Annotated in this window: 22 protein-coding genes; 7 read left to right on the forward strand and 15 right to left on the reverse strand. The window is 42.4% G+C overall.

The window, feature by feature from the left end:
* The 8 genes from D8803_RS08455 to D8803_RS08490 form a co-directional block, all read right to left on the reverse strand.
* Positions 1 to 357: a hypothetical protein gene (locus D8803_RS08455; RefSeq protein WP_125424715.1), complete on the reverse strand. Its 357-nt coding sequence runs from the start codon at positions 355 to 357 to the stop codon at positions 1 to 3.
* Positions 357 to 716, reverse strand: coding sequence for a TIGR04197 family type VII secretion effector (locus D8803_RS08460; RefSeq protein WP_125424714.1), 360 nt, complete (start codon positions 714 to 716; stop codon positions 357 to 359). The genes D8803_RS08455 and D8803_RS08460 overlap by 1 nt, the downstream gene beginning before the upstream one ends.
* 15 nt (positions 717 to 731) lie before the next feature.
* A complete protein-coding gene (gene essC, locus D8803_RS08465; RefSeq protein WP_125424713.1) occupies positions 732 to 5,153 on the reverse strand; it encodes a type VII secretion protein EssC in 4,422 nt (1,473 codons plus the stop codon).
* A 21-nt stretch (positions 5,154 to 5,174) separates the two neighbouring features.
* Positions 5,175 to 6,443, reverse strand: coding sequence for a type VII secretion protein EssB (gene essB / locus D8803_RS08470; protein ID WP_125424712.1), 1,269 nt, complete (start codon positions 6,441 to 6,443; stop codon positions 5,175 to 5,177).
* Positions 6,444 to 6,683, reverse strand: a complete 240-nt coding sequence (locus tag D8803_RS08475; protein ID WP_000434882.1) for an EsaB/YukD family protein — start codon at positions 6,681 to 6,683, stop codon at positions 6,444 to 6,446.
* A gap of 70 nt (positions 6,684 to 6,753) precedes the next feature.
* On the reverse strand, positions 6,754 to 7,218 hold the full coding sequence (essA, locus tag D8803_RS08480) for a type VII secretion protein EssA (RefSeq protein WP_084973108.1): 465 nt from the start codon (positions 7,216 to 7,218) through the stop codon (positions 6,754 to 6,756).
* A 3-nt stretch (positions 7,219 to 7,221) separates the two neighbouring features.
* On the reverse strand, positions 7,222 to 10,245 hold the full coding sequence (gene esaA, locus D8803_RS08485; protein ID WP_125424711.1) for a type VII secretion protein EsaA: 3,024 nt from the start codon (positions 10,243 to 10,245) through the stop codon (positions 7,222 to 7,224).
* A 69-nt stretch (positions 10,246 to 10,314) separates the two neighbouring features.
* On the reverse strand, positions 10,315 to 10,602 hold the full coding sequence (locus D8803_RS08490) for a WXG100 family type VII secretion target (protein WP_001173990.1): 288 nt from the start codon (positions 10,600 to 10,602) through the stop codon (positions 10,315 to 10,317).
* A gap of 437 nt (positions 10,603 to 11,039) precedes the next feature.
* Here D8803_RS08490 and D8803_RS08495 point away from each other — a divergent pair, with 437 nt between their 5' ends.
* On the forward strand, positions 11,040 to 11,669 hold the full coding sequence (locus D8803_RS08495) for an MBL fold metallo-hydrolase (RefSeq protein ID WP_038804851.1): 630 nt from the start codon (positions 11,040 to 11,042) through the stop codon (positions 11,667 to 11,669).
* A 39-nt stretch (positions 11,670 to 11,708) separates the two neighbouring features.
* On the opposite strand, the gene D8803_RS08500 is transcribed toward D8803_RS08495, so the two are convergent.
* Complete coding sequence (locus tag D8803_RS08500) at positions 11,709 to 13,601, reverse strand: M13 family metallopeptidase (protein ID WP_131200833.1); 1,893 nt, start codon at positions 13,599 to 13,601, stop codon at positions 11,709 to 11,711.
* A 179-nt stretch (positions 13,602 to 13,780) separates the two neighbouring features.
* Between D8803_RS08500 and D8803_RS08505 the strand changes: the two genes are divergently transcribed.
* The 6 genes from D8803_RS08505 to D8803_RS08530 all read left to right on the forward strand — a co-directional run bounded on the left by D8803_RS08505 (position 13,781) and on the right by D8803_RS08530 (position 18,178).
* Positions 13,781 to 14,503 (forward strand): metal ABC transporter ATP-binding protein, encoded by a 723-nt coding sequence (locus tag D8803_RS08505; protein WP_125394777.1) that lies wholly within the window; start codon positions 13,781 to 13,783, stop codon positions 14,501 to 14,503.
* Positions 14,500 to 15,348: a metal ABC transporter permease gene (locus D8803_RS08510; protein WP_084946380.1), complete on the forward strand. Its 849-nt coding sequence runs from the start codon at positions 14,500 to 14,502 to the stop codon at positions 15,346 to 15,348. Before D8803_RS08505 ends, D8803_RS08510 begins: the two co-directional genes overlap by 4 nt.
* Positions 15,349 to 15,374: 26 nt before the next feature.
* Positions 15,375 to 16,307, forward strand: coding sequence for a metal ABC transporter substrate-binding protein (locus D8803_RS08515; RefSeq protein ID WP_131200834.1), 933 nt, complete (start codon positions 15,375 to 15,377; stop codon positions 16,305 to 16,307).
* 121 nt (positions 16,308 to 16,428) lie between these two features.
* On the forward strand, positions 16,429 to 16,923 hold the full coding sequence (gene tpx / locus D8803_RS08520) for a thiol peroxidase (protein WP_084946382.1): 495 nt from the start codon (positions 16,429 to 16,431) through the stop codon (positions 16,921 to 16,923).
* Between the two features lie 83 nt (positions 16,924 to 17,006).
* Positions 17,007 to 17,657: a metal-dependent transcriptional regulator gene (locus D8803_RS08525; protein WP_131200835.1), complete on the forward strand. Its 651-nt coding sequence runs from the start codon at positions 17,007 to 17,009 to the stop codon at positions 17,655 to 17,657.
* A 107-nt stretch (positions 17,658 to 17,764) separates the two neighbouring features.
* Entirely contained in the window at positions 17,765 to 18,178 is a 414-nt protein-coding gene (locus D8803_RS08530; RefSeq protein ID WP_131200836.1) for a hypothetical protein, read from the forward strand.
* Between the two features lie 30 nt (positions 18,179 to 18,208).
* Here the strand turns inward: D8803_RS08530 and dtd are convergent, their stop codons facing one another.
* The 6 genes from dtd to cysS all read right to left on the reverse strand — a co-directional run bounded on the left by dtd (position 18,209) and on the right by cysS (position 24,882).
* Entirely contained in the window at positions 18,209 to 18,652 is a 444-nt protein-coding gene (gene dtd / locus D8803_RS08535) for a D-aminoacyl-tRNA deacylase (RefSeq protein ID WP_131200837.1), read from the reverse strand.
* Between the two features lie 29 nt (positions 18,653 to 18,681).
* Positions 18,682 to 20,898 (reverse strand): RelA/SpoT family protein, encoded by a 2,217-nt coding sequence (locus D8803_RS08540; RefSeq protein ID WP_131200838.1) that lies wholly within the window; start codon positions 20,896 to 20,898, stop codon positions 18,682 to 18,684.
* A 144-nt stretch (positions 20,899 to 21,042) separates the two neighbouring features.
* A complete protein-coding gene (locus D8803_RS08545; protein ID WP_000229945.1) occupies positions 21,043 to 22,173 on the reverse strand; it encodes an ABC transporter ATP-binding protein in 1,131 nt (376 codons plus the stop codon).
* A gap of 113 nt (positions 22,174 to 22,286) precedes the next feature.
* Positions 22,287 to 23,156, reverse strand: coding sequence for a helix-turn-helix domain-containing protein (locus tag D8803_RS08550; RefSeq protein WP_131200839.1), 870 nt, complete (start codon positions 23,154 to 23,156; stop codon positions 22,287 to 22,289).
* 3 nt (positions 23,157 to 23,159) lie between these two features.
* A complete protein-coding gene (locus D8803_RS08555) occupies positions 23,160 to 23,546 on the reverse strand; it encodes a Mini-ribonuclease 3 (RefSeq protein WP_131200840.1) in 387 nt (128 codons plus the stop codon).
* On the reverse strand, positions 23,539 to 24,882 hold the full coding sequence (gene cysS, locus D8803_RS08560) for a cysteine--tRNA ligase (RefSeq protein WP_131200841.1): 1,344 nt from the start codon (positions 24,880 to 24,882) through the stop codon (positions 23,539 to 23,541). The genes D8803_RS08555 and cysS overlap by 8 nt, the downstream gene beginning before the upstream one ends.
* Positions 24,883 to 24,897: the final 15 nt, after the last annotated feature.

The raw sequence follows: 24,897 nt of genomic DNA on the forward strand, positions 1-24,897 counted from the left end.
TTACTTCTGCGACTCCTGTTCTATCATTAATTTCTTTCGAGCATGGGAGAGTTCATCTAACTCTCTTTCCAACCGGTCTTCTTGTTTCTTGATTGAGTCTTTTCGTTCCTCCGACCACGCTTCTACTAATGCACCTACACTGCCTATGTCCATTATCAAATCTTGATAAGTTTGATAATCTTTTGACGATAGTGGCAATTCTAAGATTTGTCGCAATGGAAGCAAACTTTGTCGATGCATTTCAAATAGTTCCTTTTCTTTGCGAATAAACTTCTTCTTCTCCAAACTTAGTTGATTTAGAGAATTATCCAGTGCTTTTGATTTATTATCGATTTCTTCTAATGTTAGTGTCTTCATTATTCCTCTTCTGAAAAATAGCTCGTATTTGGAACAAATGTAGTATTATTCTTTGGAACTGCACTTGTTTGAGGTAGCACAGAAGTATTGGTATCTATGTCTGCAGCAAGCTGACTATCCACTGCTACAAATTCAGCGGCTGTACTCTGTATCCGTGAAACAAATCCATTTAAAACCTCTGCAATAGAAGACGCGTACTCAGCTTCTTTAGGAATCTTCTCCGCAGCTGTACTATTTCCTGGATACTCACTCGATTGATCTAAATCAACTTTATTTCCAGATATAATACTACTAGATGAGCTAGCAATTCCAGATGCAATAGAACTAGCTACTTCTTCTTTACTTTGTATTGGTGACATACGAATCCCTCCAAATTAGTCATTTTTAGTAATTTTTAATTTAACGGCTTGTTTACGATCATGCAGATAAACCTCATCCAACTCTAGTCGAGCTTCTCTATTATTATAAGGTTTATCTAAAAACATTTGATCCATTAAACGCATCCCCAACATAACCCACTGCGCATTGGATTTAAGATATTTCGGAACTTCATGGATGTTATTCCCAATATATGAATGCTCACCACCAATTACAAAATGCAATCCTACCCGCAAACCATTTTTGAATAAAAAGTCCAAATCTTTTTCTGACAGACCATGTTCAACAATTACTTTTATATTTGGCATAAAAATCAACCAATCAGAGTATAAGTCTCCTTCCAGTCGGCGATTCACCTCAAATATTAATTGTTGAGCTATTTCAGAAATCTCTTTTTTACTACTAATATACGTTGACACTTTTTCACTATAAGATCTATATTCCTCCAGTGGATCTACAAGCATCACTCTTAATTTCTTTCCAAAACAGAGTGATGTATTTAATAAATGATGTGTTTGATTTTCTAATGACTCAGCAGAATCAGACAGATAAATCAAGCTTTTTAATTGATTAAACGAAATAGCAATACTCTGTACCATTTCAAACTCCAAACCAATCGGCAACTCACGATTCTGAATTGCTTCTTGAGTCGTAGGCAGATTGAGAAATACATCCATAGTCAACTCCTCTGGTACCATCGGGATGGCACTTGGGCGCTGTCCTGTCCAAGCTTCTTGGAGAGAAGCGACTTCCTGGCGCAGGTTGTTGAGGACTTGGGTGTCATTGGCTCCAGAGACTGGGAGAGCCAGCTGGATTACATCCACCTCTTCACGTTTCATGAGTGCCCGGCCCTTGATGTCTTCCATGGTCATGGCAAGGGGCGTCGAGCCCACGATTGCTCGTACCTCGCTCACATCATTCTGTGGCAGGCTCAACTGGTGCTTGAAGTTCGAGTAGAGTTGAGCCCGAAGGTTGGACTGTCGACTCGCTGTCATCAAGAGATGCACTCCGATGCTGAGACCTTCACGAGAGATGCGCACCAAGAGTTTAAAGAGTTCTGCCTCATAAGCCTCCTCCTTGATGGCCTCATAGCTGTCTAAGAGGATAACGATAGACGGCTCTTGCTGGCCACTAGCCTCTCGGTAAAGCTCTAAAGTCCCTACACCATAGTCCGCTAGGAGTTTCTTACGACGATTAAGTTCGCGCTCCATGATCCGCACAAACTTAGAAATCTTCTCTGCCTGATCCAAAAGCATGGTGTCTGCCACCTGCGGAAGCTTGGACAAGGGCGCCAATCCATTGGTCCCAAAGTCCATCAAGTACATAGTAAGAGCCTTGGGATTGTGCTTTCTCGCCAAGTCCATACCAGCTGTCTGAAGGAAGGTGGTCTTCCCTGTACCCGGACTTCCGTAAAGAAGGACATGCCCATCCTTGGAGAGGTTGATAGAGACGGCTTCCTGCTTCTGGGCTTGCGGGATATCCGCCATCCCAAGTAGTAAGGAAAGGGATTTCTCTTCTTCCCAAGCAACCGCTGGCTGCACTGCTTCCAGCTCCTCTAGCGCAATGCGCTCTTTGAGTGGAGGTAACCATGGCTGGGGTACTGGAGGAATTTCTTGTTCCTGACACAGAACTTGGATATGCTGCACAATCGCATCCAACTCTGTCGGAACTTCCTTGATTTCTTCGGCTTCTTCTAAACCAGATAGGTCTTCATTCAAGATTTCATATTGACCCAATTCATTGATTAGATAGATGGTGTGATCCTCAATCCCCATATCGTCCTTGTCCGGCTGGTAGTCTGCCCCTGACCAAGCTGACTGGAAGAGTTCATAGACTTCATTATTTCCGACCTGCAGATAAGCACGACCCGTCTGGGTAATCTCGGCCGCATCCGGCGTATGAAGCATTTCATTGGAGTCCGAACGATCCGCCACCTTAAGGGCAATCTTAAAGCGTGAGTTGGACCAGATCTGGTCATCCACCACACCTGATGGCTTCTGCGTGGCTAGAATCAAGTGAACTCCGAGGGAACGCCCGACCCGAGCGATAGACACCAGCTCCTTGATAAAATCAGGCTGGTTAACCTTGAGCTCCGCGAACTCATCCGAGATGAGAAAGAGATGAGGCAGGGGCTCGGTTGCTTCTCCGTTTCTAAATTTCTTCTGGTATTGATTGATATGGTTGACTTCAAACTCTCCAAAGAGCCGTTCCCGGCGATGGATCTCCGCATTGATTGAAGCCAGAGCCCGCATGGATTGGGCTCCATCCAAGTTGGTAATAGTTCCCAAGAGGTGGGGCAGGTTTTTAAAGAGATTAGCCATCCCACCACCCTTGTAGTCAATCAACAAGAAAGCCACATCATGAGGGTGGAAGTTGACGGCAAGAGACAGGATATAGGATTGGATGGTTTCAGACTTCCCTGAACCCGTCGTCCCTGCAATCAAACCATGTGGGCCATGGGCCTTTTCATGGAGGTTGAGCTGAACCAAGTCCTCCTTGCCTCGTAAACCGATTGGAACAGCCAAGCTCTTATAAGGGGCGTTCTTTTTCCAACGACTCAATACCTGCAAGTCCTCAAAGGTCTCTACCCCATACATTTCCATAAAGGTCACAGAGTCTGGGATTGAACTCTTGAGGTTTTGGAGGTGGTTGAGCGGTGCCAAGGTACGGGCAATCCGCTCCTTGTCATAATCTGCTGGAAAATGATCCAAGCGGAAGTCCGTCTCTTTCAAGACCCCTTCTTCCATGACCAGTTGGCCCGTATTACGGTCCTTGATGTTGATGACTGTCTGGATATTCTCAGACAAGGAACTCATCACATCCTCCACAAAGACCAGCGAACAGCCTAATTCTGTCGGATCTTCGGTAAAGAACTCCATAATCACGTGGTCCAAAATCAGTTTTTCATCGGTCACTAAAACCACATAATGGGGATGGAAAAGCGTGCTCTCCTTATGGGAGGCTTCTTCTTTTTGGGTACGGCGCAGTTTTAAGATTTGGTTCAAACTGTTTAAAACTTGATCCCGTGTCCGTTGGTTGTAGACAAAACCACGGACATTCAGCTCTTGTAGCTTGGCATGCGGAAGCCACCGCATCCAAGACCATTGGTCTCTCTCCTCTTCAGGCAAGATGGTAATAAACTGCACATCGTGATAAGAGTGGAAAGTCGCTAACTGCATAACCAACAGCTGGAGCTGTTCTAAGACGAGATTTCTAGGTCCGACATACCCCACTGGTCCATGGCTGAGATTCGCTGGAATAGGCATATCTGGAATCTTTTTATGACGGCTATAAAGCGCATAGCCCTCTTCTTCCAACGCATCCTTCTTCCCGCTTCGCTCCTGTTGACCATAACTCAACTCATAGCTGGTAGGAAGTTTTCCTAACCCCAAACGATAGTATAGGAAGTCAAAATGCAAAGGAGTCTTTTCGTAAATCCGATGGTTGTAGCTCTCAACCAAATCCGTCAATTCCAGAACCGTCGGAAAATGGTAATGCATCCCTTCTTTTTGTTCCCGCTCCAGACGGGTCAATTCCATGGCCTTGTCTTTCAAATAGAGATGATACAGGTCAACCCGCTCCTTCTTATCCGCCTTATACTTCTTACGGTTTTTGATAAAACCACGAACTGAAAAAATCAAGCTGACAGCTGACATCCCGACCGTAGCGAGTATATAGATACCTCGCGGTTGGACAAGGGTAATGAGGACAGTGACCCCAATCATCATAAGGGGAGGAATGATTAGTTTTAACAGTTCATCACTGGGTTTACTCGGTTCCTGTCCTGGAGGATTGATCAAGATTTTATCCTCACTCCCACGATAGATGATACGTGGTGAACGGTGATAATCTGGATAATCCTCATAAAAGCCATAACGAGAGGGCTCTCTTAGCGGCAATTGGCTTCCGACCTGTGCAGGCCCTTGAATCCAAACTTCATCTGGATAGAGTTTAATCGTCACTCCCCCAATACTCAGCTCATCTCCAAAGTGAAGCAGTTGCTGGTCCTCTAACTCCAAACGATTGTTTCGATAGAAGGCTCCCTTCAATCGTGTCAACCTCCATTGATTTTGAAACTTTTGGAGTAGGAGGTCAATCGTTTCATCTAGTCTAATCAGTGCATCTTTCTGTGAAGCAATCTGAAACTCGGATAAGTCCAATAGATCATAAATTCGTGTCTCTCCCTCGCGAAGGTAAAAGACGACTTCCCCCAGAGTTAGTCCTTCCTTCAAAAGGCCCGTTTCTTCCCCATACTGATAAAAAATATCCTCCCCATCAATCTTAAGTTGAATGGGAACAGTCTGTTGAGGGAGATGGACCTGCGCTTTTTCGGTTGTACCAATCAAGACGGTCTTATCAGCTCCTAGCTCGACTTCATAGCGTAGACCCAGGCTATAGAAAATGATCTCTTTTGTCATATATGCTCTCCTTGGTCTCCTTTAATTGCTTGAGGAAGCGCTAGGCTTTTTCTCTGACGATGGCTTGGTCTCAGATGTCTTATCCGCTTGACTGGAAGCACCAGAGTTCGCACTTGAGCTAGACTCACTAGTCAAGAGGGCGCTACGACTATCCCAGTATTTCTTATACTCGCTTTCCAAAGCATTCAATTTGCTTTCGCGATCCTTCCCTGACAACTGACCATCCTCACGAACCTGCTTGATTTCTTGGGTCAAAGCATAGAGAATCAAATCACTGTCATTGATCCGCTTCGCTGTATCAAGGGCATCCTCAAAACGATTACGCCCAACTTGAATCCAATAGGTCAGGTACAGTTCATCCGACTTGAGGGTAACATTATTCAAGATGACCTTCTTTTGGTCTGAAGAAAATTCCAATCCCTGAATATAAGAATAGGCCAACTCATACTTTTGCGTATTAGGAAGACTGGAAGGGGAAATCCCTTCTAACTCTGTAATCACACCACTGTAATCCACCTTGATAAAGGCCGTATCTGCCTGCAACATCTTTTCTTTGAAAGGATTTTGCACAAAAATCAGATAGATGAGTGGAACGATTAACAAAACAACACTCGCTGTCAACCAAATCGTCGCAAGCTTAAATACACGATGCCGTCTACTTGGAACCAAGACCAAATCCGCCTGTTCTTTCGCAGATTTCTCTACATAATATCGTTCCAAAATAGCAACTGCTGTTGCAATGTCATCTGCCTGACACAGGTCATTTAAAAAGTCTGGCAAGGTCTCTAATTCCAAGGAACCATTGTAAAGGTCCATAAAGTCCAAATCCCTAAATAGAGTTACAGTAAAACACTTAGCCTGACGTAAAAAATCTTCTGGGGATATTGTTTGAGGAACCATCAGATCAGGAATTCCACGATAAGCAATCTTAGCCTGAGCATCCTTGGTAATAAAGAGATTTGCTGGATGCAAAAGGAAGGTCACTGGCAACTCCAAGGCTCCCTCTAAACGAAAAACGTTTAGGGCCAAACGAATCCGCTCTGAAATGGTTCGGCTCTTCACTTCTTCATAACGAAGACCATGAGGCTCTAGCTGATACCTAAACGTCACACTATCCTCATCTGCCTCCATGGTCTGTTCCAAAAAGAGCGGATGATGCAAATCCAAAAGCAGGAGCTCCCGCAAATCCTGACTCGCTACATCTGAGCGCTTAAGGCTCAATTGCCAAGTTGTTTCATTTTTTTCATAGATAAATGGCTGTTCACCAAATACAAATTTTTCCTCAGTCACCTATATCTCCTCTATCTCTACTAAATCTCCTGTCGTCATTGGATAATCCGACAGATACTTACCCTCATCAAGCAACAAGCCCTTATTAACAACTCGTAGTTGATATTTTTTTCGCTTCTTACCTGGATTAAAAATGGTATCCACTTCTCGGATTAATCGACGCACTTCAATCCGACGTGGAATACGAATATCCACATCCCTTTCTTTCAGGCGTAGGGTAATATTGATATGTTGCTCCACTTCTTACATGCCTCCTGTATCTGATTTGTCTTCTTTCTCACTAAGCTGCCTTGATAGATTTACTAAAAGTTTAATCCATTCCCTCTACCATCACACGATAACTCATCACAGCGGTTGCTCCAAAAAGCAAGAAAATTAATGCTATATAGAATATCTCTGGAAGAAAGTCACTTAATCCACTTTTTTCTACCTGGCCTATATTTGTTTGAAATTTAGCTATTTTTTTTGAATTTGGTTGAAACAACTGCTCTTCAGGAGTTTTTTTAACTGGTCCCTGTATAGCAGAAAACAGTTGGCCCCTTTCTGTGATCAACTGTTCCTCTTGATACTGCTGTATATCTTGCAACTTCTTTTGAGTCGCTTCGTTAAAAAGCTCCTTGATTTGTTCAGATTGCAATCCAAATTTTAATCCCTCTTTCTTCTCAAGTCGGGAGTCATCAATCTGGAGACTATTATCTTTCAAATCATCTGCAGCAGCCATTGAGACTGCTGCACATGCTACTAAGGTAAGAAGTAAAAGAATTATTTTTTTCATTTCCTATTCTTTCTCAGTTTGAAATACTTGAGGCCAAAAGCTTCTTTCTTTGATAAAAATATTCATAACAAGTAATCCAGCCACGACAATCGTCATTGCAACAAATGCTAAAATGTTTGCTGGTTGCCCATCAAAATATCCTGAGAGTAAAGCTTCTAATATTGATAAAGCATTGAGATGTTTGATAAATGCTGGGAAGCCTGTTAGACTAGCCGTTGTCCCAATTGCATTCGATAGATAGACAAAGCTAATCATCATAAAGAAGGCAAGACCCATTCCAATCACTCGGAAATGTTTGAGCAATAAATACTGTCCTTGAATCAGTACTAACGTAGCTAAAACAATCAGCAAGACCCATGACGGTTGGTATTCACGGCCAACATGAAGCTGTGCACTCGATACAATACCAACTACTAGACCAACTACTACAGCTAAAATAGAGAGTAGCCCAACTGTCATAATATCCGTATCATGTAGCTTATCTAGTTTGAACTTATCTTTAACTTTTCGAATAATATTTTGAGTTGCAAATAGATAAGCTGTAAAGAGACTAACAATCTCCAATAGTAAAATCCATGTAAACGGACGGTAAACATTGACAGTCGCTTTTACTGAAGTAGAATTTTGAGCAACAGGGTTGGATAAGAAGTTCAGCAATACTTCGTTTGGTACCCCATTTTCATAGGCATTATTCAAAACCTTCACGAAGGATTCTACAAAGTTTCCATTATTAGTCAATTCTTCATTAAACTGCGTCATCAAGGAGTCAGCATCTTGAGACAACTTTTCAGTACTTGTTTGAGCGTTTGACAATTCACGATTGAAATTACCTAAAGTCTCATTAACAGACTCAGCCGCCTTAACATTGCTTTGAGAAGACTCCTTCACACCCTTAGTTTCAGATAAGAGAGCTACATAATCAGAATTTAGGGCAGCTAATTGATTATCAGTAGCTTCAAAGGCTTTATTTCCTCCGTCTTGTGCTTTTTCTAAATTCTCTAGTTTCTCTTTTAACTGTTTGTACTTCTCAAATTGGTCCTTTATTTTGGTATCCAATTCTTGATTGGTAGTCAAAATATCTTGCACATTTTTTTCTAGAACAGGCTTCAGAGTAGTCAATTCTGATAAGGCTTTATCTACTTTCCCTTTAGTACCATCTGTATCTGTATCGCTAGCAGGTGTGGTTAAGCTATCTTCATACTTCTTCAGATTTGAACTAATCGCTTCAAACCAAATATCTGATAATGCCATAGACACATTACTGTTTTTTAACCCTTTGACGGTATTGTATGCTTGTTTTAGTGCTTCTACCTTTTGGTAGGCAGAAGCTATTTTCTGAACCTTTTGTCCGTAAGAAACTGCTGCTTTCTGAACGGCTAACACATCTACTGGTGCACTAGCTGCTTGGACATCATTCAAGGAAATATCAATTGATTTTAGCTCTGCTTTTGGAGCTGGACTTGGAGTCCCAGTTGAACTTGTAGTTGGAGTTGGAGCTGCAACGCTATAGGCTACTTTGAAAGTCCCACCAGTCTTCAAATCAATCTCTTGGCCTAAGGCAACCGGTGTGCCATCATAAGTGACTGAGTGAACTGTCACTCCTGTTTCAGCTTTCCATGATACCTTAGCCTTTGTTCCTGTTCGTCCAACAGCACTCGTACTCGTGATTGCCTGATTTTCCAAATTCTTCAAATCAGTCGAATTGATTTCGTCACTAGGCTCTTTGATTGTTTTTAAATATGTATAGTCTACAGAAGGAATTGTGATCGGTGTCATACCAAAACCACTAAATTCTTTTCCACTAAAATCTTCTTTTGGTAATTCTGAGATTGCAGAAGCCAACTGCTTTTTGAGAGATTCTTCAGCCTTCTCTAGGTCCTTATTTGCAGCTTTATCCAAAAATTGATCAAGAGTGATTTTGCTCTTCTCACTTGTTCCATAGTAAGTGGCTAATTTCTCATCAATAAAGTTATGAATATCCTTTTTATGATTTTCAAACTTGGTTCTTTCATCTGTTAGATTGGTCTGTAAACTATCAATCTTTTTTCTGATGCTTTCTGCTACTGTTTTATAGGAAGGTCCAACTTCAGATGACGTACCATCAGAGGATGCTGCTGTTCCATCTATATTCGCAGTCAGACTGCCTTGAGCTTCAATTAATTTCTGATAAGCTTCAACTTGCTTCTGAACGTCTTCTCGACTCTTAGAGATGAGCCCAGTGATAACATCCGCATGATTTTCCTTCTCAAGGGCCCTATTCTTAAGCAGAGTACCAAACTTTTCACCATAGGCAATCTGTGAAACATCGAAATGACCAAAAATCTGAGAGTAGCTCTCCAAACCTGTCTTTAAAGTACTGTTGGCGTCAACTGATGAACTAGACATCGTATAGAGAGTTGGGAAAAGATTTTTAGAATTGATAGCTGTCCCATATAAGTTCGTACGATAGTTTCCGATGTTGGTTGCTTGTATCTGCGAGCTAGCTTGAACATTCTTTTGTGCTGTATAAAGGTTGTTCAAAATACTAGCCATATACATGTCGACTAACTGACCATTCAAATCAGCAACAATGTCTTTTGCTAGTTTATTTGCATCATTTTCTACTTGCAAATTTCCTTGCGCATTCACCTTATAATTGATGGTTGTCTTATCAACATTGATGCTGTTAATATCGAGTATTTTTTCAGAAAAATCACTTGGAATAGTTAGAACGAGCTGATACTTACCACTCTCTAGACCAGCATCCGCGGCTCCACGAGGCACAACAGACCAATTTTGTGAATTGTCACGCTCGATATTTTTTACATAACTAGCACCCAGATTATACTCTTTTGTATCAACATAGACTGGCTTATCTTCATTTACAATAGCCACATTTAATTTGGTCTGTTGATTTGTTTTTGCACTATTCTCATTATGAATAGTTGTATTTTTTTGAACAGATAGATTCAAAAAAACCATTAGTGCAAGCAATCCTAATGCTAACAGACTACTTCCTATATATTTAAAAATTTTATTCTTCCTCATATTACTTTAAATCTTCTCCGTCATAAAAAATAGGAAGGCTCTCGCCCTCCTAAAGCCACTTATAACAAATTAATGAATTTGTGCTGCAATATCTTGGTCAGTTTGTTCAACGATGTCCGCAACTTTAAGCAACTGTGCATTGATTTCATCAAGCAAGGTCGCAAACTCATCAATTTTTGGAGACAATGCTGTAAACTGTTGATCAAAGCTATCAAAAGCTGAACCTTTCCAGTTACTTCTGATAGTTTCTTGTTCGTTGCTTAATGTACGAAGAACTTGTCTTACTTCTTCGGCACCACTAGTGTATTTTTGAGCAGATGTACGTAGATCTTCTGGTGTTAATTGAATTAAAGCCATGTGAATCTCCTTTAAATTAATTTATACCTTCATTATATCAACAATTTTAGCCAACCGCAAGCTTAAAACTCAATTTTATGATAATTAATTAAAGATAAAACCCTTTTCTATCTAAGGATAAGTAAAAAGTCTTGGATGTACTGCCCCTAAAAAGTTAGACAGATAATTCTAACCTTTGGGGCAGTTCTTCCCTTTTTTGACATTCTTTTCTACTCAGTAATGATTAACCCGTTTCAGTATTTAAGAGTTGAAAAATTCAGTATTAATGAGGTGTTTACTTAAGTGGACTGGTTTCATTTTGAAACTTTTAATTATAATGGTTTAAAATGAAACTAAAGATACAGCCCACGAATCAAAAAAGACGGAACTTCTAATACCCTAAGCCTTCTCTTCTGTGTTATACTGATATCAGTACATTCTTTGAGAGAGGAAATCCTATGAAAATCCATAAAACTGTCAATCCTGTTGCCTATGAAAACACCTACTACATAGAGGGAGACCATCACCTGATTGTGGTTGACCCAGGTAGCCATTGGGAAGCCATTCGCAAGACCATCGAGAAAATCAACAAACCAGTCTGCGCGATTCTGCTGACCCACACCCACTACGACCATATTATGAGTCTTGACTTGGTCAGAGATACTTTTGGAAATCCCCCAGTTTATGTAGCAGAGAGTGAAGCATCTTGGCTTTATACACCTGTAGATAATCTCTCTGGTCTCCCTCGACATGATGACATGGAAGATGTGGTCTCAAAACCTGCTGAGCACACCTTTGTTTTTCATGAAGAATACCAGCTTGAAGAATTCCGTTTTACTGCTCTACCAACCCCAGGCCACTCTATCGGTGGTGTTTCCCTAGTCTTTCCTGATGCCCATCTAGTCTTGACGGGAGATGCTCTTTTCCGCGAAACCATCGGACGGACCGACCTCCCTACTGGTAGCATGGAACAACTCCTCCATAGCATTCAGACTCAACTCTTCACTCTTCCTAACTACGACGTCTACCCCGGCCATGGTCCAGCTACGACTATCGCTCACGAAAAGACTTTTAATCCCTTTTTCTAGCAAGCAAAAAAACCAAGGATGCTATCCTTGGTTTTAGTCTTACCAAATAATCACACGATCCTCTGGTGCGCGCCACATACCGTCGCCTTCTTTTACATCATAAGTTGTAAAGAAGTCATCGAAGTTGGGTACTTGGATGTTGACACGGAGTTTAGCTGGCGCGTGGACATCGACACTAGCCATGAGTTTCATCAACTCCGGACGACCTTTCATGCGCCAGATACGAGCAAAGTTGTGGAAGAATTCTTCAGCAGAGAAGTCTGGTTCTCTCTTGGCAGCTTCAAGGGCTGCAGCGATCCCTCCTAAGTCGGCAACATTTTCTGATACGGTTAGTTTTCCGTTGATCCTTGCTCCGTAAGATTCTTGACCATCAAACTGGTCGATAACTTTCTGAGTCTTTTCCTTGAAGGCAGCATAGTCATTCTCAGTCCACCAATCCTTGAGGCTACCATTTTCATCAAAGGACGCGCCATTTGTGTCAAAGGCATGAGAAATCTCGTGAGCAATAACAGCACCAATACCACCGTAGTTGGCAGAAGACGACTGATGCAAATCATAGAATGGAGCCTGCAAAATGGCCGCTGGGAAGACAATCAAGTTCTTCTGAGGATTGTAGTAGGCATTAACCATGTGAGCTGGCATTCCCCACTCCTTGTAGTCAACCGGTTGGTTCCACTTGCTCCAGCTGTGCTTGATTTCCACACGCGCAAAGGCTAGGGCATTCTCAAAGAGACTGGCAGTTTCATCCACTACTTTGTCCTTGTAGCGTTCTGGCAATTCCTCTGGATAACCAATATAAGGCTTGATGACATTAAGTTTGACAATGGCCTTGTCTCGCGTTTCAGGTGTGAGCCAGTCGTTCTTAGCCAAGCGTTCCTTATAAACGTCAATCATTGTCGCTACTTTTTTCTCTACGTCTGCCTTAGCTTCTGGGGAGAATTTTTCATGCGCATACCAGAGACCAAGAGCCTGCTTGAAAGGACCTTGGGCCAAATGATAAGCAGCCTTAACCTTATCCTGAGCTTCTGGAACACCTGAAAGGGCACGTCCGTAGGCACCTGACAAGACACGAATCTCGTCTGTGAGATAGCTGGTTGAAAGATTCACCACAGCCAAAATCAAGGTTGCTTTAAGTAGAGGCCAAGCTTCTTCACTGTAAAATTGATCCGCTGCTTGCCAGAAACGTTCCTCATCTACGATAACCTTGTCAGGCACTTGCCCAAGAACGGCTTGGAAGAAATCATCCAAAGGTAGGGCAGGGGCAAATTTCTTGAAGTCTTCATAAGCGTATGGATGATAGAGTTTGGCATATTCTGAACTTTCTTCGTTTGAAAGGACTACTGCTGCGATACGGCGGTCCAATTCCAATCTCTTCTCTAACAAATCTGCGATTTCCTCATCTGAAAAATCATAGGCTTTAAGAAGATTTGTGGTACTTTCCTTCCAAAGAGTCAAGAGTTCCTCACGCTGAGGATGGTCTTCAGCGTAGTAAGTCGTATCTGGCAAAATCGTCCCTGGTGCACTTGCCCAGAGAACATTGGTTCTGGCATCCATAAAGTCTGGTGATACACCAAAGGGAAGGAAGTTTGGCTTGCCTGCTAGTTCAAATTCTGCTAGTTTGCTGGTGAAATCTGCAAAGCTCTCCAAGTCTAGGTATTCCTTGAGCATTGGCAAAACGGGCTTGATTCCATCTGCTTCTCTCTTGTCAAAATCACGTACCATACGATGGTACTTAACAAAGTTTGAGAGGATAGCATCCTCTGGAACATCTTCGCCTTCCAACCACTTGTCCGTAGTTGCCAGCATCAACTCTTCAATTTCCTCATCAAGGTCAATAAAGCCACCTGTTCGAGATTTATCAGCTGGAATAACAGCTGTTTTTTCCCATTCTCCATTGATTGCATCATAAAAATCGTCTTGATAACGTGTCATCTTGTTCTCGCTTTCATATTTTCACTTATTCCTAGCTTAGCAAAAAACACTTGGGAATGCAATTAAAAATAAATTTCTTGTATCTTTCATTTTACTGTTATTTTATTAAATTTTTAAAAAATTAACTTGACTTAATTTTTTTTTTAATGTATATTAAATACAGGAGGGAGGAATTTGTTATGATACGTATTGAACACCTCAGTGTCTCCTACAAAGAAACGTTGGCACTAAAGGATATCTCACTAGTGCTCCAAGGACCAACGATTACCGGAATTATTGGTCCAAATGGTGCTGGAAAATCAACTTTATTAAAAGGTATGTTGGGAATTATCCCACATGAAGGTCAGGCCTTTCTCGACGACAAAGAAGTCAAGAAATCTTTAAATCGAGTTGCCTATGTCGAGCAAAAAATCCATATCGACTACAATTTCCCTATCAAAGTCAAGGAATGTGTCTCACTGGGACTCTATCCATCTATCCCGCTCTTTCACACTTTAAAGGCCAGCCACTGGAAAAAAGTGGCAGATGCACTTGAAATCGTTGGACTTTCAGACTATGCTGATCGCCAAATCAGCCAGCTCTCAGGAGGACAATTCCAACGTGTTTTGATTGCCCGTTGCTTAGTGCAGGAAGCTGACTACATCTTTCTAGATGAGCCATTTGTCGGGATTGATTCGGTTAGTGAAGAGATTATCATGAATACGCTGAGAGACCTTAAAAAAGCTGGTAAAACAGTTCTCATCGTCCATCATGACCTCAGTAAAGTCCCCCATTATTTCGACCAAGTTTTGCTTCTCAATCGAGAATTAATAGACCTTGGTCCGACCGAAGAAACCTTTACCGAGGCCAATCTCAAAAAGGCTTATGGTAGCAAACTCTTTTTCAATGGAGGTGACCTATGATAGCAGAATTTATCAATGGATTGCAAAATTTCCATTTCCTACAAAACGCCTTGATCACAGCTATTGTCATCGGAGTGGTTGCTGGAGCTGTGGGATGTTTTATCATCCTGCGTGGAATGTCTCTCATGGGGGATGCCATCTCTCACGCAGTTTTGCCCGGCGTAGCCCTTTCCTTTATCCTGGGAATTGATTTCTTTATTGGAGCGATCATCTTTGGTTTGATGGCTTCCATCATCATTACCTACATCAAGGGAAACTCTATCATCAAGAGTGACACTGCCATTGGTATTACCTTTTCATCTTTCTTAGCCTTAGGTGTCATCTTGATTAGTGTTGCCAAGAGTTCGACAGACCTCTTCCATATCCTTTTTGGGAATATCCTCGCTGTCCAAGATACGGACATGTGGGTTACCATTAGTATGGGGGCATTGATTCTCTTGATTATCGGGATTTTCTTTAAACAACTATTGATTACATCCTTTGACGAGCTCCTGGCTAAAGCCATGGGAATGCCCGTTAATTTCTACCACTATCTGCTCATGGTGCTCTTGACCCTTGTGTCAGTCACTGCCATGCAAAGTGTTGGAACCATTCTTATCGTGGCCATGTTAATCACCCCAGCTGCGACGGCTTACCTTTATGCTAATAGCCTAAAGAGCATGATTTTTCTTTCCTCAGGCCTAGGAGCTCTGGCTTCTGTTGTAGGGCTCTTTATCGGCTATAGTTTCAATCTCGCAGCAGGATCCAGCATCGTGCTCACATCCGCCAGCTTCTTTCTAATCAGTTTCTTTATCTCTCCTAAGCAACGATACTTGAAACTGAAAAACAAAAAAATCATTAAATAACGGGGAAACCCTTCTGGAGGAATCTAATGAAAAAATTAGGTACTTTGCTTGTTCTTTTTCTTTCTATCATTGGATTAGCTGCCTGTGCTAGCGGGAAAAAAGATACAGCATCTACAAACCAAAAACTAAAAGTTGTAGCGACTAACTCAATCATCGCTGATATTACCAAGAATATCGCTGGTGACAAGATCGACCTTCACAGTATCGTTCCTGTTGGTCAAGACCCACACGAATACGAACCACTTCCTGAAGACGTTAAGAAAACTTCTCAAGCTGATTTGATTTTCTATAACGGTATCAACCTTGAAACAGGTGGCAATGCTTGGTTTACCAAATTGGTCGAAAATGCCAAGAAAACTGAAAACAAAGACTACTTTGCAGTCAGCGAAGACGTTGATGTTATCTACCTTGAAGGCCAAAACGAGAAAGGCAAAGAAGACCCACACGCTTGGCTCAACCTTGAAAATGGGATGATTTATGCTAAAAATATCGCTAAACAGTTGATTGCAAAAGATCCTAGCAACAAGGAATTCTACGAAAAAAATCTCAAAGACTATACTGAGAAACTAGACAAACTGGACAAGGAAGCCAAAGAGAAATTTAACAATATCCCTGCTGAAAAGAAACTCATCGTAACCAGCGAAGGATGCTTCAAATACTTCTCTAAAGCCTACGGTGTCCCAAGTGCCTACATCTGGGAAATCAACACGGAAGAAGAAGGTACTCCTGAACAAATCAAGACCTTGGTTGAAAAACTTCGCCAAACAAAAGTTCCATCTCTCTTTGTTGAATCAAGTGTCGATGACCGTCCAATGAAGACTGTTTCACAAGACACAAATATCCCAATCTACGCACAAATCTTTACTGACTCAATCGCTGAAGAAGGTAAAGAAGGCGACAGCTACTACAACATGATGAAATACAACCTTGACAAGATTGCTGAAGGTTTGGCAAAATAATCCATTAAAAAACGTCGTTCTCACATGAACGGGCGTTTTTTTGTTTTCATTTTCCAGTCAAATCATTGGAAAAATCTGACAATTCTCGGTAGAATAAAAGAAAAAAGAATGGAGTAGTTTCATGACCACTTTTCTCGGAAATCCTGTAACCTTTACAGGTAAACAACTGCAAGTCGGAGACAAGGCACTTGACTTTTCTCTTACGACAACCGATCTCTCTAAAAAAACTCTAGCCGACTTTGACGGAAAGAAAAAAGTCTTGAGTGTTGTCCCTTCTATCGATACTGGCATCTGCTCAACGCAAACACGTCGATTCAACCAAGAACTAGCCAACCTTGACAACACCGTCGTTCTTACAGTATCTATGGACCTACCTTTTGCCCAAGGACGCTGGTGTGGGGCTGAAGGCCTTGACAATGCCATCATGCTTTCAGACTACTTCGACCATTCTTTCGGACGTGATTATGCCCTCTTGATCAACGAATGGCATCTCCTTGCGCGTGCCGTCTTTGTTCTCGATGCTGACAATGTCATCCGTTATGTGGAATACGTTGACAACATTAACACGGAACCAGACTTTGAAGCTGCTATTGCCGCTGTTAAAGAACTGGACTAAAATCAAAGCCATTATGCCAGAAAGCTAGAGAAATCTAGCTTTTTTTGATATACTAGATGGAGAGAAAAGACAAGAGGAAACGAATGACGCCAAATAAAGAAGACTACCTAAAGTGTATTTATGAAATCGGTACGGAAATGCAAAAAATCACCAATAAAGAAATTGCTGCCCGTATGCAGGTCTCTCCACCTGCCGTAACAGAGATGATCAAACGCATGAAAAGTGAAAATCTCATCCTCAAGGACAAGGAGAATGGCTATCTATTGACAGATATTGGGCTCAAACTGGTCTCTGAGCTTTATCGTAAACACCGTTTGATTGAAGTCTTTCTAGTTCACCATCTAGACTATACCAGCGATCAAATCCACGAAGAAGCTGAGGTCCTAGAGCACACTGTCTCTGACCTCTTTGTGGAGAGATTGGATAAACTGCTTGGCTTCCCTCAAACCTGTCCCCACGGTGGAACTATTCCTGCTAAAGGAGAACTCTTGGTTGAGATCAACAACCTACCTCTAGCAGATACTAAAGAGGCTGGAACCTATCTCCTGACTCGGGTTCATGATAGCTTTGATCTACTCAAATACTTAGAAAAGCATGAAATTCATATCGGTGACCAACTCCAAGTCAAACAGTTTGATAATTTTTCCAATACTTTTACACTGTTCAACAAAGGTGAAGACCTCCAAGTTAGCATCGATATCGCCAAACAACTCTATGTCGAAAAAATCAACTAACCCCTTATTCCTGAAAGAAACTTCTTTCAGGGATTTTTTATTATTTTGCTTGTAAGTCCCATTCGTTTGGTGTAGAATGAAGCTAGATAAAAGATGGAGGTCTTCCTATGAAAAAACTCTTTAGAATCCATTTTGCAGCCATTGCAGTCAGCGATTTGCTACTGTTGGTAACTTTCAGACCCCGATATGAACTTTCTTTAGAGAGAGGCCTGATTTTTTGCTTCATTTTCATCCTTGCTCAGGGACTACTGCTGTCTCGCTTGGTCTTCCGACTCAAAAAACATTTCTCAGAGATTTATCCTCAGATGAACAAAAAAATTCGCCTTTACTACTTAGAGATTCTCTCCGTTGACCTTCTATTATTTGTCTTTTTAGCCATCACTGGCCCTCAATATTTTTACTCTCTTACTCCAGTCTTTACTTCCTGTCATTCTACTTTATATTATATAACGGCTAGCCACCTAAGAGAAAACTATCCAGACTTTTACAACAAACATACCTCTTTATGGGAGTGTCTATAAACAAAAACCAAGCCAGCTGGCTTGGTTTTCTTATCTATTTTTAGTATCAAGAATGATGGTGACTGGTCCATCATTGACCAGCTCCACCTGCATATCCGCTCCAAAGATGCCTGTCTGAACGGGCACTTCTTGCGCTAGCTTTTGATTGAGAGCATCATAGAAATCTGATGCCATATCAGGCTTGGCTGCACCTGTAAAGGCGGGACGATTGCCTTTCTTAGTGTCCGCAAAGAGGGTAAACTGAGAAATAGAAAGAATTGCGCCCTCAATATCCTTAACAGACAGATTCATCTTACCTTCTGCATCAGAAAAAATTCGCATGTTGACGAGCTTTCGGACAGCATAGTCCAGATCTTCCTCTTGGTCCTCTGGACCAACACCGACCAGCAATAAGAGTCCCTGATTGATCTTTCCATGAACCTGACCTTCGATACTGACTTGAGCTTTTTTAACCCGTTGGATAATGATTTTCATAATAGCCTTTCTAGTAAGAGCTAGGACAATTAGCCATTAGTCCGTTTAACAGAGTAAACCTCTGGCACACTCTTAATCTTATCCACGACTGTGGTCAGTGTAGAGAGGTTGGAAATACCAAATGAGACATGGATATTAGCAAATTTCATATCCTTGGTTGGTTGAGCATTAACGGTTGAGATATTCTTGGTTGTGTTGGAGAGAACTTGCAGAACATCATTTAAGAGTCCTGTACGGTTGAGACCATAGATATCGATGTGGGCAGTGTATTCCTTGCTTGAGAATTGATCTTCCCACTCCACATCAAGAAGACGTTGCTCGTAGTTTTCTTGGGCACGGAGATTCATACAGTCCACACGGTGAATAGCTACACCGCGTCCCTTAGTAATGTAGCCGACAATGTCGTCACCCGGCACTGGATTGCAACACTTGGCAATACGAACGAGGAGTCCTGAAGCACCTTCAATGACCACGCCACCCTCATGCTTGACCTTGAGAGTTTCTTTGTTTTCGACCTTAACTTCGCCACCTTTGACAAGCTCTTCTGCCTCCGCTTTGGCCTTGGCACGCTCTTCCTCACGGCGTTCCTTTTCGGTCAAACGATTAAAGACCGTAATGGCACCGATTTCTCCAAAACCAATGGCCGCAAAGAGAGACTCTTCTGTCTTGTAGCTGGTCTTTTGAAGAACCTCGTCCATGTGACGCTTATCCATGAATTTATTAGCTACATAGCCGTTTTCTTGGAATTGGGCCATCAACATTTCACGGCCCTTGTTTACAGATAATTCCTTGTCTTGATTTTTAAAGAACTGACGAATCTTGTTGCGTGCCTTGCTAGTTTTGACCATGTTGAGCCAGTCACGACTCGGACCAAAGGAGTTGGGGTTGGTGATAATTTCCACCTGATCCCCTGTCTTGAGCTTGGTTGTCAGTGGAACCATACGGCCATTGACCTTGGCACCTGTCGCTTTTTCACCGACTTTGGTATGGATTTCATAGGCAAAGTCAATCGGTCCTGAATCTTTTGGTAGGGAGCGAACCGCACCATCTGGAGTAAAGACGTAAATCTCCTCCGCCAGATAGTTTTCTTTAACAGAGTCCACAAATTCTTTGGCATCATCAGCCTGGTCTTGGAGCTCCATCATCTCCTTGATCCAGTTCATCCCAATAGCAGATTCCTTGCTGTTGACCTGCCCTTTAATGCCTTTCTTATAAGCCCAGTGAGCCGCAACCCCGTACTCAGCAACTTCGTGCATTTCCTTAGTACGAATCTGGAATTCAATCGGTCCTTTTGGTCCATAGACAGTCGTATGGATAGACTGGTAACCATTGGCCTTACGGTTAGCGATATAATCTTTAAAACGCCCAGGCATTGGTTTCCAAAGCTCATGCACATAGCCAAGCATGGCATAGACATCACTATGAGTCTCTAAAATACAACGAATGGCAATCAGGTCATAGATTTCCTCGAAGCGTTTCTTCTTATCCTGCATCTTGCGATAGATTGAATAGATATGCTTGGGACGGCCATAGATTTTCCCTTTTAGATTGCGTTCGGAAGTGTACTCCTCCAACTTGGTTACTACTTCATCGACCAAAGCCTCACGCTCTCTGCGTTTTTCCTTCATCATGTGAGTAATCTTGTAAAACTCAGTTGGATTGAGATATCGGAAGGACAAGTCTTCTAACTCCCACTTGACGCTGGAAATCCCCAGACGATGAGCAAGTGGTGCGTAAATTTCCATGGTTTCTCTGGAGATACGTTCTTGCTTGTCTTTTCGTAGGTGGTTAAGCGTTCTCATATTATGCAAGCGGTCAGATAGTTTGACCAAGATAACACGGATATCCTCAGACATGGCCATGAGCATCTTACGGTGATTTTCCGCTAATTGCTCCTCGATTGATTTGTACTCGACCTTACCAAGCTTAGTCACCCCATCAACAATAATGCGAACATCATGACCAAACTCTTGCTCTAAATCATCCAGTGTCGCATCCGTATCTTCAACCACGTCATGCAAAAAACCACAGGCAACTGTCACGGCATCTAGCTTGAGCTTGGCTAAAATCCCTGCCACCTGAATGGGATGAATAATATAGGGCTCGCCAGATTTACGATATTGACCGCTATGGCATTCAACTGCGTAAACCAAGGCTTTATGTACAAAAGCAACATCTTCTTTCGATAAATATTTTTGCGTTAAAGCGACAACCTCATCGCCCGTCAAATTCACTTCTTTCGGCATTTATTCTCTCCAATTCTTCCTACCATTTTATCACTTTTTTAAGAATATTAAAACTAGAAAAGCCTGTTTTCATGCCTAGACTAAGCATTTAAAAGAAAAAGCACTGCAAGAGAGACTCTGCAGTGCTTTGTTATTTTATTTATCTTAGTAAACTGTTTTCTCAGTTTCTACGTCAAAGAAGTGTGCTTTGTTCAAGTCGAATCCAAGTTCAACCGTTGCACCTGTTTGCAAGTAGTCACGAGCATCCACTTTTGCAACAAATTCATCTTTACCAACTTGGCAGTAAAGGTGAGATTCTGAACCAAGCAATTCTGATACTGAAATAGTAGCTTTGACAACTGATTCTGGGAATGTTTCAAGGAAAGCAGGTTCTGCATTCACATCTTCTGGACGAATACCGAAGATCAATTCTTTTCCTTCGTAGCCTTTTTCACGAAGAACTTTCAAAGCACCTTCTGGAACTTTCAAGCGGAAACCGTCAGAAACAATTTCGCTACCAACCAATTTCACGTTGATGAAGTTCATAGCTGGGCTTCCGATGAATCCTGCAACGAACTTGTTAACTGGGTTTTTGTAAACTTCTTGAGGTGTACCGATTTGTTCAACACGTCCGATAGTACCTGTACCAGCAGGGTTCTTAGTTGCTGACATGATAACGATACGGTCAGCAAGAGTCATTGCTTCTGTTTGGTCGTGAGTTACGTAGATAGTTGTAGCTCCGATACGGCGGTGGATTTTCGCAATTTCAGCACGCATAGATACACGAAGTTTGGCATCCAAGTTTGACAAAGGTTCGTCCATCAAGAATACTTTTGCATCACGGACGATGGCACGACCCATGGCAACACGTTGACGTTGACCACCTGAAAGGTCAGCAGGTTTACGATCCAAGAATTCTTTCAAACCAAGGATTGCTGCTGCTTCTTGCACACGTTTATCGATGTCTTCCTTGCTGTATTTACGCAATTTCAAACCGAAAGCCATGTTGTCATACACAGTCATGTGTGGATAAAGAGCGTAGTTTTGGAATACCATAGCGATGTCACGGTCTTTTGGAGCTACGTCATTGACAACCACGCCATCGATAGATGCAGTACCTTCTGTGATGTCTTCAAGACCAGCAATCATACGAAGAGTTGTTGATTTACCACATCCTGAAGGACCTACGAAAACGATAAATTCTTTGTCTTTGATGTCCAAGTTGAAGTCTTCAACTGAGTAGTGTTCGCTGTTTGGATATTTTTTGTAGATGTTTTTAAGATTTAATTCTACCATCGAGGTGAACTCCTTCTGTCTTTTGATAGTTTTATTATAGATGAAAACGCTTTACATTTCTATGGCAAGGTGACCAAAAAAATTAAAAAGTTCTGTGCAACTTGCACAAAACTTTAGAGAATATCTGGTAAAATCAACTGATAACACAAGGTGAGATCCGTCAACTCCTTCAACTGAAGTCCTGTCAATTCTTCCCATTTGTCAATCTTGTATTGAAGAGAATTGCGATGCAGATAGAGTTGCTGGGCTGTTTTAGTTAAGACAGCACTATTTTCCCAAAGGGAGAGAATGATTTCCTGAATCTGATCCTGATCCAAGATCATCTGGTGCAGGCATTCTTTAATGACCCTCAGGTCCACTAGTCTTTCTCCCATACTCCAAAGATAGAGCTGTGAAAAAGCATGAACACCTTGGTGACCCTGACGCCACCAAGTCTTAAACAAGTCTCGCTCTGCTTTGATCAAGTCTGATAGGGCTTGAGGGCCTGTCTGAAACCACACCTGCCCCAACATGATAGACAGACGAAGACCAAAGTCATACTCAACTGCTTCAATCGTATCAGATAAAATTGATCGTACAGAGGTGTACTTATCTTGTTGAAGCACGAAAACATAATCCTGAGCCCCGACCTGTAGCACTGTTTGGCAGTTGGGAAAAAGAGTCCGCATCATGTCTAGCCAAGAGGATAGATTTTCCTGTTGGAAATAGGAAAGATGGCAATAAGCCAGCTGAATCTTTTTGAAAGCTTGCGGTGCCTGCCCCTTCCCCTCAATCAGATAGGGATACCAAGGATTGAGTGAACGAGCCTGCTCCTGCTGAGTCAAAAGGGCAACCAGCTGCTTTTCACGCTCGCTGAGCCCAGCTTCCTCCAGTAAAATCCACTGCTGAGAGGCTAAAGGGAGAGTGAGATAGCCTGGTTTCTCTACTGGCTGATCTGAAATCTGAGCCTCAGGAAACCAGTCCTGTAGTTCTTTTGCAATCATATCCTAGCCCTCCACTTTTTGGATGCACCAAGCAATTATGGTCTCTAGACGCTCCACATTTTCAGTCAGATGGAGATAGCCCATCACTGCTTCAAAACCTGTAGACATGCGGTAAGTCACGACATCTGCATTTTTAGCCTTTGTGTGGCTATTGGTATTGCGACCGCGTTTATAGATTTCTTCTTCTTTTTCCGTCAGGACTTGCTCCTCCAACATGAGGGAAATCAGGCGAGCCTGAGCCTTTGCTGAGACATACTTGGTCGCTTCTTGATGGAGTTTGTTGGGCTTGGTCATGCCTTTAAGGATGAGGTGGCGACGAATATACATGGAGTAAACCGCATCCCCTTCAAAAGCTAGAGCAATCCCGTTAATGAGATTGACATCAATCACGAGTCCACCTCACTCCATCTTTTGTATCCAGTAGTTTAATGCCTTGAGCAGCCAGTTGGTCACGGATTTGGTCTGCTGTCGCAAAGTCACGATTGGCACGCGCTTCTTGGCGTTTTTGGATCAAGGCTTCGATTTCTGCATTCAAATCTTCTTCGACAAAGACAATACCAAAGACCTCTAACATAGTCGCAAGAGCTTGCTTGACAGCAGCATCATAGTTACCTGAGTTAATCCACTTGGCCATTTCAAAGACTACTGTGATACCGTTGGCAGAGTTAAAGTCCTCATCCATAGCCGCTACAAACTTATCTTTAAATGCTTGTAACTCTTGGGCATCTACATTTCCAGTAAATGGTTGTTCATAGGTGTTTTTCAGATACTTGAGGTTGGTCTCGGCATCGCGAACAGCTTTTTCCGTAAAGTTGATTGGCTTGCGGTAATGCTGAGTGGCAAAGAAGAAACGAAGCACTTGGCCATCGATGGTTTTGAGGGCATCATGAACAGTGATAAAGTTCCCCAAGGACTTGGACATCTTGACATTGTCGATATTGACAAAGCCATTGTGCATCCAGTAGTTGGCAAAGGTCTTACCTGTTTTGGCCTCTGACTGGGCAATTTCATTGGTGTGATGAGGAAACTCGAGATCGGCTCCACCACCGTGGATATCAATGGTATCGCCCAAAATTTCTGTCGACATGACCGAACACTCAATATGCCAGCCCGGACGGCCTGCTCCCCAAGGACTGTCCCAGGAAATCTCGCCCGGCTTAGCCGCCTTCCAGAGAGCAAAGTCAACTGGATTTTCCTTGCGAGCGGTCTCCTCATCTGTCCGACCAGAAGCACCCAGCTCCAAATCTTCCAAGGTTTTATTGGCTAACTTGGCATAGTTGTGGGATTTTTCCACACGGAAGTAAACATCCCCTTGACTCTCGTAAGCATAACCTTTTTCAATCAAGTCAGCGACAAAACGAATGATGTCCTCCATAAACTCTACTACACGCGGATGGCGAGTCGCAGGTTTCACGCCCAAGGCCGTCACATCCTCACGAAAGGCCGCGATGTACTTGTCCGCAACCTCCTGAGGCGTGATGCCTTCTTCCCTGGCACGGTTGATAATCTTATCATCCACATCCGTGAAATTTGAAATATAGGCAACTTCGTAGCCACGGTATTCAAAGTAGCGACGAATGGTATCAAAGGCTACCGTCGATCGGGCATTCCCCACATGGATATAGTTGTAGACGGTTGGCCCACAGACATACATCTTAACCTTACCGTCCTCGATTGGGACAAATTCTCGTAAATCACGAGACATGGTGTCGTAAATTTTAATCACACGGTCCACTCCCTT

Source organism: Streptococcus oralis, assembly GCF_003943385.1.
GTDB classification, from domain to species: Bacteria; Bacillota; Bacilli; order Lactobacillales; family Streptococcaceae; genus Streptococcus; species Streptococcus oralis_CA.

Excerpts from the sequence above, each read along its gene's own strand:
- D8803_RS08515 (WP_131200834.1), top strand. The coding sequence starts at position 15,375 with ATGAAAAAATTAGGTACTTTGCTTGTTCTTTTTCTTTCTATCATTGGA.
- D8803_RS08545 (WP_000229945.1), bottom strand. The coding sequence starts at position 22,173 with ATGGTAGAATTAAATCTTAAAAACATCTACAAAAAATATCCAAACAGC.
- dtd (WP_131200837.1), bottom strand. The coding sequence starts at position 18,652 with ATGAAAATCATTATCCAACGGGTTAAAAAAGCTCAAGTCAGTATCGAA.
- D8803_RS08525 (WP_131200835.1), top strand. The coding sequence starts at position 17,007 with ATGACGCCAAATAAAGAAGACTACCTAAAGTGTATTTATGAAATCGGT.
- D8803_RS08505 (WP_125394777.1), top strand. The coding sequence starts at position 13,781 with ATGATACGTATTGAACACCTCAGTGTCTCCTACAAAGAAACGTTGGCA.
- D8803_RS08495 (WP_038804851.1), top strand. The coding sequence starts at position 11,040 with ATGAAAATCCATAAAACTGTCAATCCTGTTGCCTATGAAAACACCTAC.
- essC (WP_125424713.1), bottom strand. The coding sequence starts at position 5,153 with ATGACAAAAGAGATCATTTTCTATAGCCTGGGTCTACGCTATGAAGTC.
- D8803_RS08455 (WP_125424715.1), bottom strand. The coding sequence starts at position 357 with ATGAAGACACTAACATTAGAAGAAATCGATAATAAATCAAAAGCACTG.
- D8803_RS08540 (WP_131200838.1), bottom strand. The coding sequence starts at position 20,898 with ATGCCGAAAGAAGTGAATTTGACGGGCGATGAGGTTGTCGCTTTAACG.
- essA (WP_084973108.1), bottom strand. The coding sequence starts at position 7,218 with ATGAAAAAAATAATTCTTTTACTTCTTACCTTAGTAGCATGTGCAGCA.
- D8803_RS08530 (WP_131200836.1), top strand. The coding sequence starts at position 17,765 with ATGAAAAAACTCTTTAGAATCCATTTTGCAGCCATTGCAGTCAGCGAT.
- D8803_RS08490 (WP_001173990.1), bottom strand. The coding sequence starts at position 10,602 with ATGGCTTTAATTCAATTAACACCAGAAGATCTACGTACATCTGCTCAA.
- D8803_RS08550 (WP_131200839.1), bottom strand. The coding sequence starts at position 23,156 with ATGATTGCAAAAGAACTACAGGACTGGTTTCCTGAGGCTCAGATTTCA.
- esaA (WP_125424711.1), bottom strand. The coding sequence starts at position 10,245 with ATGAGGAAGAATAAAATTTTTAAATATATAGGAAGTAGTCTGTTAGCA.
- D8803_RS08510 (WP_084946380.1), top strand. The coding sequence starts at position 14,500 with ATGATAGCAGAATTTATCAATGGATTGCAAAATTTCCATTTCCTACAA.
- tpx (WP_084946382.1), top strand. The coding sequence starts at position 16,429 with ATGACCACTTTTCTCGGAAATCCTGTAACCTTTACAGGTAAACAACTG.
- D8803_RS08460 (WP_125424714.1), bottom strand. The coding sequence starts at position 716 with ATGTCACCAATACAAAGTAAAGAAGAAGTAGCTAGTTCTATTGCATCT.
- D8803_RS08500 (WP_131200833.1), bottom strand. The coding sequence starts at position 13,601 with ATGACACGTTATCAAGACGATTTTTATGATGCAATCAATGGAGAATGG.